The sequence below is a fragment of the Streptomyces corallincola genome (genome assembly GCF_019104725.1).
GTDB classification, from domain to species: Bacteria; Actinomycetota; Actinomycetes; order Streptomycetales; family Streptomycetaceae; genus Streptomyces; species Streptomyces corallincola.
The window spans coordinates 1-14,615 of sequence record NZ_JAHRXF010000004.1; the positions used below are offsets into that span (position 1 = coordinate 1).

Consider the following 14,615-nt stretch of genomic DNA (forward strand, 5'->3'; position numbering starts at 1 on the left):
GAGGGGGGGGGGGGGGCGGGGGGGGGGGGGGGGGGGTTGTTTCCCGGGGCGGCCACCGCCCGCGTCCGTCAGGACCTCACACGGCCGTCGGCCGCAGCCGCGGGGTGTCCTGCGCCGGGGTGTCCGCCGTGTTGGTGCCGGTGCCGTTCAGAGCGCTGCCGGTGCGCCACTTCGCCCAGTCCAGATTCCAGTCGCCGAAGCCGTTGCCGAACGGCTCCATCGTGTCGCCGTTGGAGTTGACGACCCGGACCACGTCGCCGGGGCGCACGTGGTCGAAGAACCACTCGGCGTTGGCGGTGCTCATCCCGACGCAGCCGTGGCTGACGTTGGCGTACCCCTGGGAGCCGACCGACCAGGGCGCCGCGTGCACGTACTCCCCGGACCAGGTGACCCGTGTCGCGTAGTAGACCGGCAGGTCGTAGGAGTCGGAGCTGCCCTCGGCGATGCCGACGGTGGTCCCGCGCATGCGTACGAAGGACTGCTTCTCCAGGACGACCTTGACGCCGTTGCGGGTCTCGAAGCCGGCCTTGCCGGTGGTGACCGGGATCTGCTCGACCTGCTGCCCGTTGCGGTAGAAGGTGAGCTGGTGGGCGGAGGCGTCGGTGACGGCCTCGACGCGGTCGCCGGTGGTGATCCTCAGGTCCTTGGACTTGCCGCCCCACAGCCGGTCCCCGACCTTGACGCCGTCGAGGTTGGAGTGCACCTGGACGGTGGCGTGGGCGGGCCAGTAGTCCTTGGGGCGGTAGTGCAGTTCCTTGTCGCTGACCCAGTACCAGGAGCCCTGCACCACCGGGGTGGAGTCCACCCGCAGGGCGCGTTCCACCACGGCGCGCTGCGCCTTGTCCTTGACGGGCTCGCCGAGCATGGCGGTGACGGGCTGGCCGACGCCGTACTCCCCCGCCTCGGGGCCGAAGGTGACGGCGAGCCGCTTGGTGGTGGCGGGCTTGGTGGTGTCGAAGACGATGACCTTACGGCCGGGGGCGCCGTCTTCGTCCTCGGTGCTCACCGCGACCGTGTAGTGGGCGTCGGCGGCCAGCGGGGAGGTGCTGTGCCAGCGGCTGCCGTCGGCGGAGAGTTCGCCCGCGACACGGCGGCCCGTGGCGTCCTGGGCGGTGACGTCCGTGATCCGGCCCTCGCCGCTCTTCGCGGTGATCTCCAGGGGCTTGTCCGGGTCGGCCGGTTTCCCCGCCTCGGTGGGGCCGCTGAACGAGATCTGGCCCGCCGCGTCGAACGGCTTGGCCGACAGGGGGTCGCCGTCCGCACCGCAGCCGGTGACACCGGCGCCGAGGGCGGTCACCAGCAGGGCGCAGCCGAGGACGGCGCGGGTCCGCGGGGTCTGATTCATGTGATCAAGCTATGAGACGGAGACCTTACCGGCGCGGTACGTACCTCGTACGAGGTACCGACACGGCGGCCGAACGCACGAGCCCGGACCCTCCTGGCGGAGGGTCCGGGCTCGCGGTGTGCGCCGTGCGTGTGGCCGGGTCGCGTGCTACTGGGTGCGGTTCTCACCGCGGTAGTACTCGAAGACCCAGCCCCACAGGCCGACCCCGATGACGGGGGCGGCGAAGTAGATCAGCCACCAGCCGATCGCGATGCTGAGGAAGGCGAGCGCGCCGCCGATGCCCAGCATGAGCGGCTGCCACGAGTGCGGGCTGAAGAAGCCCAGCTCGCCCGCGTCGTCCGCGACGTCGGCCTCCTTGTCGTCCTGCGCTCCGGCGTCCACCCGCCTGGCCGTGAAGCCCAGGTAGAAACCGATCATGATGCACAGGCCGAAGGCCAGGAAGAGAGCGGTGGTACCGGCCGGCTCCTTCGACCAGACGCCGTAGACGGCCGCCATGATCAGGACGAAGAGGCTCAGCCAGACGAACATCCGGCCCTGGATCTTCACTTGCCGACCTCCTTGGTGGCCGTCTTGGCGTCGCCGTGACCGGCGTGCTCAAGCTGCTCCAGGGCGGCGATCTCCGGGTGGTGCAGGTCGAACGCCGGGGATTCGCTGCGGATACGGGGCAGGGTGACGAAGTTGTGGCGCGGGGGCGGGCAGGAGGTCGCCCACTCCAGCGAACGGCCGTAGCCCCACGGGTCGTCCACCTCGACCGGCTTGCCGTACTTGGCCGTCTTCCAGACGTTGTAGAGGAACGGCAGGATCGACAGGCCGAGCAGGAACGAGCTGATCGTGGAGATCGTGTTCAGGGTGGTGAACCCGTCGGCCGCCAGGTAGTCGGCGTACCGGCGGGGCATGCCCTCGGCGCCCAGCCAGTGCTGGACCAGGAAGGTGCCGTGGAAGCCGATGAACAGCGTCCAGAACGTGATCTTGCCGAGCCGCTCGTCGAGCATCTTGCCGGTCCACTTCGGCCACCAGAAGTGGAAGCCGGAGAACATCGCGAACACGACGGTGCCGAACACCACGTAGTGGAAGTGCGCCACCACGAAGTACGAGTCGGAGACGTGGAAGTCCATCGGCGGCGAGGCCAGGATGACACCGGTCAGACCACCGAAGGTGAAGGTGATCAGGAAGCCGGTGGCCCAGAGCATCGGTGTCTCGAAGGACAGACTGCCCTTCCACATCGTGCCGATCCAGTTGAAGAACTTCACGCCGGTCGGGACCGCGATGAGGAACGTCATGAAGGAGAAGAACGGCAGGAGCACACCGCCGGTGACGTACATGTGGTGCGCCCACACGGTCACGGAGAGACCGGCGATGGAGATGGTGGCCGCGATCAGACCCATGTAGCCGAACATCGGCTTTCTGGAGAAGACCGGGATCACTTCACTGATGATGCCGAAGAACGGCAGGGCGATGATGTACACCTCTGGATGGCCGAAGAACCAGAAGAGGTGTTGCCAGAGCAGGGCCCCGCCGTTGGCGGAGTCGAACACATGGGCACCGAACTTGCGGTCCGCCTCCAGGGCGAACAGCGCGGCGGCCAGCACCGGGAAGGCCAGCAGCACGAGCACACCGGTCAGCAGCACGTTCCACACGAAGATCGGCATGCGGAACATCGTCATGCCGGGGGCGCGCATGCAGATGATGGTGGTGATGAAGTTGACCGAGCCGAGGATCGTGCCGAAGCCGGAGAAGGCCAGACCCATGATCCACATGTCGGCGCCGATGCCGGGGCTGCGGATCGCGTCCGACAGCGGGCTGTAGGCGAACCAGCCGAAGTCGGCCGCACCCTGCGGGGTGAGGAAGCCGCCCACGGCGATGAGCGAGCCGAACAGGTAGAGCCAGTAGGCGAACATGTTCAGCCGCGGGAACGCCACGTCGGGCGCGCCGATCTGGAGCGGCATGATCCAGTTCGCGAAGCCCGCGAACAGCGGGGTGGCGAACATCAGCAGCATCACGGTGCCGTGCATCGTGAACGCCTGGTTGAACTGTTCGGCCGACATGATCTGCAGGCCCGGACGGGCCAGCTCGGCGCGCATCAGCAGCGCCATGACGCCGCCGATCAGGAAGAACGCGAACGACGTCGCCAGATAGAGCGTGCCGATCGTCTTGTGGTCGGTGGTCGTCAGCCACTTCACCACGACACTGCCGGGCTGCTTGCGCCGGACCGGGATCGCGCCCGGTTCCTCAGCGGCGGCGGCACCCTGAGGTTCGTTGAGGATGCTCACAGGTTCTTCGTCTCCCGGTTCTTCTCGTGCGGCGTCTGCGCGATGCCGGCGGGAATGTAACCGGTCTGCCCCTTCTTGGCGAGGTCCTTGAGGTGCTGCTCGTAACGCTCCGGGGAGACGACCTTCACGTTGAACAGCATCCGGGAGTGATCGACACCGCACAGCTCGGCGCACTTGCCGAGGAAGGTGCCCTCGTGGTTCGGGGTCACCTGGAAGGCGTTGGTGTGACCCGGAATCACGTCCTGCTTCATCAGGAACGGCACCACCCAGAAGTCGTGGATGACGTCACGTGAGGTCAGGATGAAGCGGACCGTCTTGCCCTTGGGCAGCCACAGCGTCGGACCGGGGTTGCCGGTCTGCGGGTTCCGGGTGGCCGGGGTGCCGACGTCGTAGACGCCGCCCGCGTTCGCCGGGAACTGGTCCTTGAACCGGGTGGGGATGGTGTCCAGGTTCGGGGCGGTCTTGGCGTCGCCCGTCGAACCCGGCACGTTCTCGATGTAGTTGAAGCCCCAGCTCCACTGGAAGCCGACCACGTTGACCGTGACGTCCGGCTTCTTTTCGAGGGAGAGGAGCTTCGACTCGTCCCGTGCGGTGAAGTAGAACAGCACCGCGATGATGATGATCGGGACCACCGTGTACAGGGCCTCGATGGGCATGTTGTACCGGGTCTGCGGAGGTACCTCGACCTTGGTGCGGCTGCGCCGGTGGAACACGACGCTCCACAGGATCAGGCCCCACACCAGCACGCCGACGGCGAGCGCGGCAGCCCAGGACCCCTGCCACAGGGAGAGGACGCGGGGGGCCTCTTCCGTGGTGGGGGTGGGCATACCAAGGCGGGGGAAGTCCTTGTATGTGCAACCGGTAGCGGTCGCCAGGACCAGGCCCGCGGTCATTGCCTGCAGCAGCTTCCGCCGCATCGGGCGCCGCGGCGAGCGGTCGGAGCCGTTGGGACTCACGTAGCGCCTTCCCGAGAGTCTCGCCCGCGCTGTCGGCTGCGGCCTTCTCGCTGGTCGGTCGCCGCCCTGCGTCGGGCAGGGGTTTGGATGTTTATGCGGACCAAACCCTAGCCGACGCCCTCCGGGGGTTCGCGGGGAGGGGGGCATACGCGCCGCGGGTCAGCCCGAAGGGGTGGGTTTGGGCGGAGGACTCCCCGGATTCCCTCCCGACCTTGGCCGCTTTCCCCGGTCGGCGCGCGGGCGTTCGGGACCCGCGGGGTCCCCGGCGCGCGCGGAGGGCGGCCCTCCGCATGGTCCCGGCGGGGCGGAGAACTACCGTTGCCGGGTGCCCTACTTCGACGCCGCCTCCGGCGCTCCCCTGCATCCCGTGGCCCGTCAGGCCCTGTTGGCCGCCCTGGACGACGGCTGGGCCGACCCGGCGCGGCTGCACCGGGAGGGCCGCCGGGCGCGGCTGCTGCTGGACGCGGCGCGCGAGGCGACGGCGGAGGCGGTGGGCTGCCGGGCCGACGAGGTGGTGTTCACACCGTCCGGGACCGCCGCCGTACACAGCGGCGCGGCGGGCGCGTTGGCCGGGCGGCGGCGCGTCGGACGCCACCTGATCGTGTCAGCGGTCGAACATTCCTCGGTACTCCATTCGGCGGAGGCGTTCGAGGCGGCGGGGGGTACGGCGGTCCGGGTGCCGGTGGACCGGGCCGGGCGTGTCACCCCGTCGGCGTACGCGGAGGCCCTGCGCGCGGACACCGCGCTGGCGTGTCTTCAGTCCGCCAACCACGAGGTGGGGACGGTCCAGCCGGTCGCGGAGGTGGCCGAGGTGTGCCGGGCGGCGGGCGTGCCGCTGCTGGTGGACGCGGCCCAGTCGCTGGGCTGGGGGCCGGTGGAGGGCGCCTGGTCCCTGCTGGCGGCGAGCGCGCACAAGTGGGGCGGGCCGCCCGGTGTGGGGGTGCTGGTGGTGCGCAAGGGGGTCCGGTTCGCGCCCCCCGGCCCGCTGGACGAACGGGAGTCGGGCCGGGCGCCGGGCTTCCCGAACCTTCCGGCGGTGGTCGCCGCCGCCGCGTCGCTGCGGGCGGTGCGCGCGGAGGCGGCCCAGGAGGCGGTACGGCTGCGGGAGCTGACGGAGCGGCTCCGGGCGCGGGTGCCGCTGCTGGTGCCGGACGCGGTGGTGGTCGGCGATCCGGAGCACCGGCTGCCCGGCATCGTCACCTTCTCCTGTCTGCACGTGGACGGGGAGGCGCTGCTGCACGCCCTGGACCGGGCGGGGTTCTCGGTGTCCTCCGGGTCGTCCTGCACGAGCAGCACCCTGACGCCGAGCCATGTCCTGAAGGCGATGGGGGTGCTGAGCGAGGGCAATGTGCGGGTGTCGCTGCCGCCGGGGACGAGCGGTGAGGACGTGGACCGGTTCCTCGCGGTGCTGCCGGACGCGGTGGCGGGGGTGCGGGCGCGGCTCGCGGGCGCGGACGTCCCGGCCCCGGTGACGGAGCCGGGTCCGGCGGGGCTGGTGGTGGACTCCCTGGGCAAGCGGTGCCCGATCCCGGTCATCGAGCTGGCCCGGGTGTTCCCGGAGGTCCCGGTGGGCTCCACGGTGCGGGTCCTCGCGGACGACGAGGCGGCCCGGCTGGACATCCCGGCGTGGTGCGCGATGCGGGGCCAGGAGTACGTGGGCGAGGAGGCGGCGGAGCGGGGCGCGGTGTACGTGGTGCGGCGGGTGAGCTGACGGGGCGACCGGCCGCCGGGGTGCGGGTGCGGGTGCGGAACCCGCGGGTCCCGCACCCGGCGCCGGGTCAGCCGAGGTGGACGCGGACCTCGTCGGCGGCGTCGTCGCCGTACGCCTTGGTGAAGCGGTCCATGAAGTGGCCGCGGCTGAGGCGGTACTCCTGGGTGCCGACGGTCTCGATGACGAGGGTGGCGAGCATGCAGCCGATCTGCGCGGCGCGCTGGAGGGTGACGCCCCAGGCGAGCCCGGAGAGGAACCCGGCGCGGAACGCGTCGCCGACACCGGTCGGGTCGGCCTTGCGGTCCTCCTCGGCGCAGCCGACCTCGATCGGGTCCTCGCCGCTGCGCTCGATGCGGACACCGCGCGAGCCGAGGGTGGTGACCCGGTGTCCGACGCGGGAGAGGATCTCGGCGTCGGTCCAGCCGGTCTTGGCCTCGATGAGCCCCTTCTCGTACTCGTTGGAGAAGAGGTAGGTCGCCCCGTCCAGCAGTATCCGGATCTCCTCGCCCTCCATGCGGGCGATCTGCTGGGAGAAGTCGGCGGCGAACGGGATGGCGCGCGAGCGGCACTCCTCGGTGTGCCGGAGCATCGCCTCGGGGTCGTCGGCGCCGATCAGGACGAGGTCGAGGCCGCCGACGCGGTCCGCGACCGTCTTCAGCTCGATCTGCCGGGCCTCGCTCATCGCGCCCGTGTAAAAGGAGCCGATCTGGTTGTGGTCGGCGTCCGTGGTGCACACGAAGCGGGCGGTGTGCAGGGTCTCGGAGATGCGCACCGACTCGGTGTCCACGCCGTGCCGGTCCAGCCAGGCGCGGTACTCGTCGAAGTCGAACCCGGCCGCGCCGACCAGGATCGGGCGGGTGCCGAGCTGGCCCATGCCGAAGGCGATGTTCGCGCCGACACCGCCCCGGCGCACGTCCAGGTTGTCCACCAGGAACGACAGCGAGACCGTGTGGAGCTGGTCTGCGACGAACTGGTCGGCGAACCGGCCGGGGAAGGTCATGAGGTGGTCGGTGGCGATGGAGCCGGTGACTGCGATGCGCACGAGGGCGTTCTCCTGCGGGGGAGGCGGATTGACAGTTCACGCTACCCGCTCGGCGCGGCTCCCCGAAGCCCGACGCGGGCCGGGCCCTGCTCGGGCGCCGGCCGGGTGCCGGCCGGACGATGGCGGGGTGCGGCGGCAAAACTACCCGATAGTAGCTCTTTCTTCGCGCCCGCCCGCGTGCCTACGGTGCCGTCATGACGAACCTCGACGCCCGTACGCCCGCTCCGGCCGATCTGGAGGGCGATCTCGCCTCGCTGCGCGGTGACTGCGCCCGGATGGCACCCCGCTGGCCGTCCCGCCACGACCGGGAGACCGCCGGGTCACCGGCGCCGCTCACCGGGGTGACGGTGCCGGACCGGTCGGCGCGGCTGCTGGACTCGATGTCCGACTACGGCGACTGAGCAGCGCGGGAACCTCACGAGGGCCCCCGGGGAGCCCGGGGGAACCGCTCGCCCGTCCGGCACGTCCCAACTCCGTCCCCCGCGTGGGGGCGTGGGACACGACGCGGTGAGGAGCGATGCGGTGGACACCGAACGGGCCGAGGGTGCCGGAGAGCCGGAGGAGCGGGCGGGGAGCGACGCCCCGGTCGCCGGGGGCGGGCGGCGGCGGTCGCGCACGGCCGTCCTGTCGGTGGCGACGGCGGTCCTGCTGGTCGGCGGCGGGGGCGCCTACCTCGCCACGGCCGACGGACCGCACGACCAAACCTCGGCGGCGGGCGCGTCCGGCTCCACTCCCCCGCCGCTCACCCTCGACGACGGCACGGGCGGCGGCACGGGCGCTGGTACGGACGGCGGTGCGGGCGGCTTCGCCCCCGGTGAGCCGAACCCGTACGGCCGGACGTACACGGCACCCGGCACGCTGCCCGCCGGACCCGACCGGGCGGCGGTGTACGCCCCGCGGGGCGATGTCGGCCGGGACGCGGTGTTCCGGCTGGCGAAGGCGCTCGGCGTCGAGGGCACCCCGGTGGACGAGGGCACGTCCTGGCGGATCGGCGGCAAGGACGGTACGGGTCCGGTGCTGCGGGTGGACCGGACGGCCCCCGGCGCCTGGACGTACTCCCGTCTCTCCCCCAGCACCGACAACTGCCGCAAGGTGACGGCCTGTCTCCAGGACCCCGGCGGACCGGCCGCCGACCCGGTGGACGAGGGCAGGGCCCGCGCGGTCGCCGCCCCGGTGCTGGAGGCGCTCGGCCAGCGGGGCGCCCGCGTGGACGCGAGCGCGGTACAGGGCGCGCAGCGGGTGGTGAACGCCGACCCGGTGGTGGACGGGCTGCCCACCTACGGCTGGACGACCGGGCTGACGGTGGACCGGAAGGGCGCCCTGGTCGGCGGCCACGGGATGCTGTCGGTGCCGGTGAAGGGCGCCACGTATCCCGTGCTGAGCGCGCGGAGGACGCTCGCGCTGCTGAACGCGCGGGAGACCGGCCCGACCGCGTCACCCCCGGTGGGCGCGCCGGGCCACCGGATGGGCATCGGCGGCTGCGCCGAGCCCGTACCGCTGAAGGACCGGCTGGAGCAGCCGTGCGGCACCGGCCCGTCGGGGAGCGCGGCGGCGTCCGCCACGACGGTGACGAAGGCGGAGTTCGGGCTGGCCGCGCACGCGGTGTCCGGGCGGCTCGCGCTGGTGCCGTCCTGGCTGTTCCACGCGGGCAGCGGCAGCGAGGCGTTCACGATGACGCACCCGGCGGTGGACCCGGCGTACCTGCGCGGACCGTCCGTGCCGTCCGGGCGGCCCACGCCGTCCGGCGACCCGGGCACCCGGCTCTCGGACACCAGGGTCGAGGGGTACGGCGTCCAGGGGCGCGAGCTGACCGTACACTTCACCGGCGGCGCGTGCACGTCGTACGCGGCCCGGGCGCGGGAGAGCGGCGGGCGGGTCACGGTGCGGGTCACCGGCAGGTCCGCGCCCGGCACCTGTATCGCCCTCGGGGTGCTGCATACGAAGACGGTGCGGCTGGACGCGCCGCTGGGCGGGCGGAAGGTGGTCGGCACCGACGGCGACGCGGTGCCGGAGGCGAAGCCGGGCCCCGTGGAGCGTACGGCCCGCTGAACCGGCGTACACGAAGGGCGGCGGCCCCCCTCGCAGGGGGCCGCCGCCCTTCGGTGTGCGCGCGGACCGGGTGATCCCGGCCGGGACGACTAGCTGAACGAGTCGCCGCAGGCGCAGGAGCCCGTCGCGTTCGGGTTGTCGATGGTGAAGCCCTGCTTCTCGATGGTGTCAACGAAGTCCACGGTGGCGCCGCCCAGGTAGGGGGCGCTCATGCGGTCGGTGACGACCTCGACCCCGCCGAAGTCCTTCACGACGTCGCCGTCGAGCGAACGCTCGTCGAAGAAGAGCTGGTAGCGCAGGCCGGAGCAGCCGCCGGGCTGGACGGCGACGCGCAGCGCCAGGTCGTCCCGGCCTTCCTGGTCCAGCAGGGCCTTGACCTTGGACGCGGCGGCGTCGGTCAGGATGATGCCGTCGGTGACGGTGCCGGTCTCGTCCGATACGGACATCTACATCTCTCCCGGTGTGTACGGAGACTGCTTTACCGACCAGTGCAACCGGTGCGTTCGCGGATTCATTCCGGGCCGGATGTGAGCGTGGTCGCGTTTTTCTCTTCTACCGCTTTCATGCTCGCACATGCCCGCGGGGGACGACAGGGCGACGGTGGCCGGGTGCCGGGCGGCGGGACGCGGATCACATGCGGGGCATCCGGCATCGTCAAAGTGACGTGAAGCGGTTATCATAGATAGCGTCAGTTAGACGAAAACTAGAAAGGGTGCGTGTCGTGACCACCGCCCCGCAACAGGACCTCGACGTGTCGCCGAGTCCGCTCGCCCTGCTGCTGCTCGGCCGTGAGGCCGACCCGAGGAGCGAGCGCGGCGTCGAGTGCCCCGGTGACCTGCCCTCGCCGTCCGATCCGGATCTGGTCGCGCGCGCCCGCGCCGCCAAGGAGAAGCTCGGGGACAAGGTCTTCGTCCTCGGCCACCACTACCAGCGCGACGAGGTCATCCAGTTCGCGGATGTCACGGGCGACTCCTTCAAGCTGGCCCGCGACGCGGCGGCCCGCCCGGAGGCCGAGTACATCGTGTTCTGCGGTGTGCACTTCATGGCCGAGTCGGCGGACATCCTCACCTCCGGCGACCAGAAGGTCGTCCTGCCGGACCTGGCGGCCGGCTGCTCGATGGCCGACATGGCCACGGCCGAGCAGGTCGCCGAGTGCTGGGACGTGCTCACCGAGGCCGGGATCGCGGACCGGGTGGTCCCGGTGTCGTACATGAACTCCTCGGCGGACATCAAGTCCTTCACCGGGCGGCACGGCGGCACCATCTGCACCTCCTCCAACGCCGAGCGCGCCCTGAACTGGGCGTTCGAGCAGGGTGAGCAGGTGCTCTTCCTGCCCGACCAGCACCTGGGCCGGAACACGGCGGTGCGGGACCTCGGCATGTCCCTGGAGGACTGCGTGGTCTACAACCCGCACAAGCCGAACGGCGGGCTGACCGCCGAGGAGCTGCGGGCCGCGAAGATGATCCTCTGGCGCGGACACTGCTCGGTGCACGGCCGGTTCAGCCTGGAGTCGGTGAACGACGTGCGCGAGCGCGTGCCGGGCGTGAACGTCCTGGTGCACCCGGAGTGCCGCCACGAGGTCGTCGCCGCCGCCGACTACGTCGGTTCGACGGAGTACATCATCAAGGCGCTGGAGGCGGCCCCGGCCGGTTCCAAGTGGGCGATCGGCACCGAGCTGAACCTCGTCCGCCGACTGGCGAACCGTTTCGCCCCGGAGGGCAAGGAGATCGTCTTCCTGGACCGGACGGTCTGCTTCTGCTCCACCATGAACCGGATCGACCTGCCGCACCTGGTGTGGACCCTGGAGTCGCTGGCCGAGGGCACCCTGGTCAACCGCATCGAGGTGGACCCGGAGACGGAGAAGTACGCCAAGCTGGCGCTTGAGCGGATGCTGGCGCTGCCGTAGCCGGTTGCCGGTGCCGGTCGGGGCCGGTCGCCCAGAACGCCCACGAGCCCGTGGGTCCGGATCGCTCCGGGCCCACGGGCTCGTGTCGTACGGGGCTCACCGAGTACGGCCGCGCCCCGGCGGGGTCAGACCCGCGCGGGCTCCGCGCCGTCCTCGGAGCCGGACTCGGCCTCCGCCGTGTCATCGGACCCGCGCTGCCCGGGCACCGGGGTGCCCTGCCTGGCGGCGCGCTTCCCGGCACGGCGCTCCTTGCGCAGCTCCAGCATCGCGTAGAGCGTCGGCACCAGCAGCAGGGTGAGCACGGTCGAGGAGATCAGACCGCCGATCACCACCACGGCCAGCGGCTGGGCGATGAAGCCGCCCTCGCCGGTGACGCCGAGCGCCATCGGGAGCAGGGCGAAGATGGTCGCCAGCGCGGTCATCAGGATCGGCCGGAGCCGGTGCCGCCCGCCCTCGATCACGGCCTCGACCACGCCGTACCCCTGGGAGCGGTACTGGTTGATCAGGTCGATCAGCACGATGGCGTTGGTGACGACGATGCCGATCAGCATCAGCATGCCGATCATCGCCGGGACACCCAGCGGGGTGCCGGTGGCGACCAGCAGACCGATGGCGCCGGTGGCGGCGAACGGGATGGACACCAGCAGGATCAGCGGCTGGGCCAGCGAGCGGAACGTCGCCACCAGCAGCAGGAACACGATGGCGATGGCCGCGAGCATGGCCAGGCCCAGGTTCTTGAACGCGTCGCCCTGGTCGGAGGTGACACCGCCGATCTCGGCCGTGGCGCCCGCCGGGAGCTTCAGCGCCTTGATCCGGGACTGGAGCTGGGTGCTGACCGCGCCGGTGTTGTCACCGGTGGGCCGGGCGGTGACGGTGGCCGCGCGCTGCCCGTCGATCCGGGTCATGGAGACCGGGCCGTCCACGACCTTGACCGTGGCGATGTCCCCGAGCTTCACCGGGCCGAGGCGCAGCGCCCTGAGCTGGGCGACGGTGGTGGCGGGCTTCGGCGACGTGATGACGATGTCGCGCTCGGTGTCGTCCAGGACGGCCGTGCCGACGGTCGTACCGCGTACGGCCTGGGTGACGGCCGCGCCGAGGCGGGCGTTGTCGAAGCCCGCGGCGGCGGCCTTGGCGGTGCCGGTGACGGAGACGCGCGGCACGCTCTGCGACAGGTCGCTGGAGACGTCGGCGACGTCGTCCAGCCCGGCCACGGTGGCGCGGACCCGCTCGGCGGCCTCCGCGAGCGCCTTGGGGTCGGCGGACTTCACGACGACGCTCAGGTTCTGGCTGCCGAAGCCGCCGCCCGCGGAGACGGTCGTGGTCCCGGCGCCCTTCAGCGTCCGCAGACCGTCCTCAAGGCGCCGCTCGACGCGGTCGTAGTCGGCCGCGTTCTTGAGCATGACCTGGTAGGACGCCTGGTTGGTGTCCGTGCCGCCGCCGAAGGCGGCCATGAAGCCGGAGGAGCCGACGGTGACCTGGTAGTCCTTGACGCCCTCGGTGGAGGCGAGCAGCTTCTCGACCCGCCGGGCCTGGGCGTCGGTGGCGGCGAGGCTGGTGCCGGGCTTCAGCTCCTGCTTGACCGTCAGCACCTCCTGGTCGCCCTGGTCGAAGAAGTTGGTCTTCAGCAGGCCGGACATGCCGAACGTGACGACGAGGACGACGAGTGCGATGAGCACACTGGTCAGACGGCGCCGGGTGGCGAACCGGAGCACCGGCACGTAGAAGCGCTGGAGGCGGCTGCGCGACTCCTTCTCCTCGGCGCGGCGGCGGGCCTCCTCGGCGTCCTCCGGAGTGCCCTTGGGGGCGCGCAGGAACCAGTACGACAGCACGGGCACGACCGTCAGCGACACCACCAGCGAGGCGAGCAGGGCCGCCGTCACGGTGATGCTGAACGAGCCGAACAGGGCGCCCACCATGCCGCCGACCAGGCCGATCGGCAGGAACACGGCGACCGTGGTGAGGGTGGAGGAGGTGACGGCTCCGGCGACCTCGCGGACCGCGCCGAGAATGGCCTCCTTGCGCTCCTCGCCGTAGCCGAGGTGCCGTTTGATGTTCTCCAGGACGACGATCGAGTCGTCCACGACCCGGCCGATGGCGATGGTCAGCGCGCCCAGGGTGAGCATGTTCAGGGACAGGCCGCGCGTCCACAGCACGATCAGCGCCAGCACCACCGACAGCGGGATGGAGACGGCGGTGACCAGCGTGGAGCGGACCGAGGCCAGGAACACCAGGATGATCAGGACCGCGAAGAGCAGACCGAGCGCGCCCTCGGTGGTGAGGCCCTTGATGGACTTGGAGACCGCCGGGCCCTGGTCGCTGACCACGGTGATCCGCGCGCCGGAGCCGAGGTCCTGACGCAGCTCGGGCAGCTTGTCCTTGACCGCGTCGGAGATGCTGACGGCGCTGCCGTCGTGGTCCATCGTGACGGCGACGGAGAGGCTGGGACGGCCGTCGGTGCGGGTGAGGGAGTCGGCCGGGGCGGGCCGCTCGGCGACCGTGGCGACCGAGCCGAGCCGGACCGGCTCGCGCACACCCTGCCCGGTGACCATCAGGTCCTGGATCTGCTTCAGCGAGGTGTAGCCGCGGCCGACCTGGACGGTGCGGTTGGCGCCGCCCTCGTCGAAGGAGCCCGCCGGGACGGTGATCCCGCCGGTCTTCAGCGCCTCCCCGAGCGCGGCGGCGGGCACGCCCGCCTTCGCCAGCTTCGCGTCGTCGGGGGTGACGGTGACCTGGAGGTCGCGTACGCCGGTGACCTGGACGCGGCCGACGCCGTCGATGTCCTTCAGGGTGGGCACGACGGTGGTGTCGAGCCGGTCGGCCAGCGCCTGCTGGTCCTGGCCGGAGGTGACGGACAGGACGACGGTCGGGATGTCGTCGGTGGAACCGGAGACGACCTGCGGGTCCACCCCCTGCGGAAGCTGGTTGCGGGCCCGGTTCACCGCCTGCTGGACGTCACCGACGATCGTCTTGGAGTCGTTGCCGTAGTCGAAGGACGCCATGATCACGGCGTTGCCCTCGCTCGCGGTGGACGTCACGCCGCTGACGCCGTCCACGGCCCGGAGGCTGTCCTCGATGGGCTCGACGACCTGCTTCTCGACGACGTCGGGGGCCGCGCCCCGGTACGGGGCGATCACCGACACCATCGGCAGGTCGATGGTGGGCAGCAGCTGCTGCTTGATCTGGGGTATCGCGATCAGCCCGAAGACGAGCGCGATGAGCGACATCAGGCCGATCAGGGCCCGTTGCGCGAGGCTGAATCTCGACAGCCAGGACATGGGTCAGGACATCCTTCGGAGGGGCGGGCGGGAGCCGCGGCGGAACGCACGGCACGGCCAC

At 71.5% G+C, this 14,615-nt stretch carries 11 protein-coding genes; 4 read left to right on the forward strand and 7 right to left on the reverse strand.

Features of this window, described 5'->3' with window-relative positions:
- Nucleotides 1-76: 76 nt before the first annotated feature.
- The 4 genes from KUM39_RS04325 to ctaC form a co-directional block, all read right to left on the reverse strand.
- Nucleotides 77-1,345 (reverse strand): L,D-transpeptidase, encoded by a 1,269-nt coding sequence (locus tag KUM39_RS04325; protein WP_217784020.1) that lies wholly within the window; start codon nt 1,343-1,345, stop codon nt 77-79.
- Between the two features lie 147 nt (nt 1,346-1,492).
- Nucleotides 1,493-1,891 carry a cytochrome c oxidase subunit 4 gene (locus KUM39_RS04330; RefSeq protein WP_217784021.1) on the reverse strand — a complete coding sequence of 133 codons (399 nt, stop codon included), beginning with the start codon at nt 1,889-1,891 and terminating at the stop codon, nt 1,493-1,495.
- Nucleotides 1,888-3,615, reverse strand: a complete 1,728-nt coding sequence (gene ctaD, locus KUM39_RS04335) for an aa3-type cytochrome oxidase subunit I (protein WP_217784022.1) — start codon at nt 3,613-3,615, stop codon at nt 1,888-1,890. The genes KUM39_RS04330 and ctaD overlap by 4 nt, the downstream gene beginning before the upstream one ends.
- Nucleotides 3,612-4,571 carry an aa3-type cytochrome oxidase subunit II gene (gene ctaC / locus KUM39_RS04340; RefSeq protein ID WP_217784023.1) on the reverse strand — a complete coding sequence of 320 codons (960 nt, stop codon included), beginning with the start codon at nt 4,569-4,571 and terminating at the stop codon, nt 3,612-3,614. Before ctaC ends, ctaD begins: the two co-directional genes overlap by 4 nt.
- A 325-nt stretch (nt 4,572-4,896) precedes the next feature.
- On the opposite strand from ctaC, the gene KUM39_RS04345 reads away from it, so the two are divergent.
- Nucleotides 4,897-6,282 carry a cysteine desulfurase/sulfurtransferase TusA family protein gene (locus KUM39_RS04345; RefSeq protein ID WP_217784024.1) on the forward strand — a complete coding sequence of 462 codons (1,386 nt, stop codon included), beginning with the start codon at nt 4,897-4,899 and terminating at the stop codon, nt 6,280-6,282.
- A gap of 67 nt (nt 6,283-6,349) precedes the next feature.
- Here KUM39_RS04345 and KUM39_RS04350 read toward each other — a convergent pair whose 3' ends face one another.
- Complete coding sequence (locus tag KUM39_RS04350; protein WP_217784025.1) at nt 6,350-7,324, reverse strand: carbohydrate kinase family protein; 975 nt, start codon at nt 7,322-7,324, stop codon at nt 6,350-6,352.
- Between the two features lie 194 nt (nt 7,325-7,518).
- On the opposite strand from KUM39_RS04350, the gene KUM39_RS04355 reads away from it, so the two are divergent.
- Together KUM39_RS04355 and KUM39_RS04360 are read left to right on the forward strand one after the other, a co-directional pair.
- Nucleotides 7,519-7,725: a hypothetical protein gene (locus KUM39_RS04355; RefSeq protein ID WP_217784026.1), complete on the forward strand. Its 207-nt coding sequence runs from the start codon at nt 7,519-7,521 to the stop codon at nt 7,723-7,725.
- Nucleotides 7,726-7,846: 121 nt separating this feature from the next.
- A complete protein-coding gene (locus tag KUM39_RS04360) occupies nt 7,847-9,373 on the forward strand; it encodes a flagellar basal body-associated FliL family protein (RefSeq protein WP_217784027.1) in 1,527 nt (508 codons plus the stop codon).
- Nucleotides 9,374-9,462: 89 nt separating this feature from the next.
- Here KUM39_RS04360 and KUM39_RS04365 read toward each other — a convergent pair whose 3' ends face one another.
- Nucleotides 9,463-9,819: a HesB/IscA family protein gene (locus KUM39_RS04365; RefSeq protein ID WP_217784028.1), complete on the reverse strand. Its 357-nt coding sequence runs from the start codon at nt 9,817-9,819 to the stop codon at nt 9,463-9,465.
- A gap of 275 nt (nt 9,820-10,094) precedes the next feature.
- Between KUM39_RS04365 and nadA the strand changes: the two genes are divergently transcribed.
- On the forward strand, nt 10,095-11,279 hold the full coding sequence (gene nadA / locus KUM39_RS04370; RefSeq protein WP_217784029.1) for a quinolinate synthase NadA: 1,185 nt from the start codon (nt 10,095-10,097) through the stop codon (nt 11,277-11,279).
- A gap of 125 nt (nt 11,280-11,404) precedes the next feature.
- On the opposite strand, the gene KUM39_RS04375 is transcribed toward nadA, so the two are convergent.
- The gene (locus KUM39_RS04375; RefSeq protein ID WP_217784030.1) at nt 11,405-14,554 is read right to left on the reverse strand and encodes an efflux RND transporter permease subunit; all 3,150 of its coding nucleotides are present in this window, start codon (nt 14,552-14,554) and stop codon (nt 11,405-11,407) included.
- Nucleotides 14,555-14,615 lie beyond the last annotated feature (61 nt).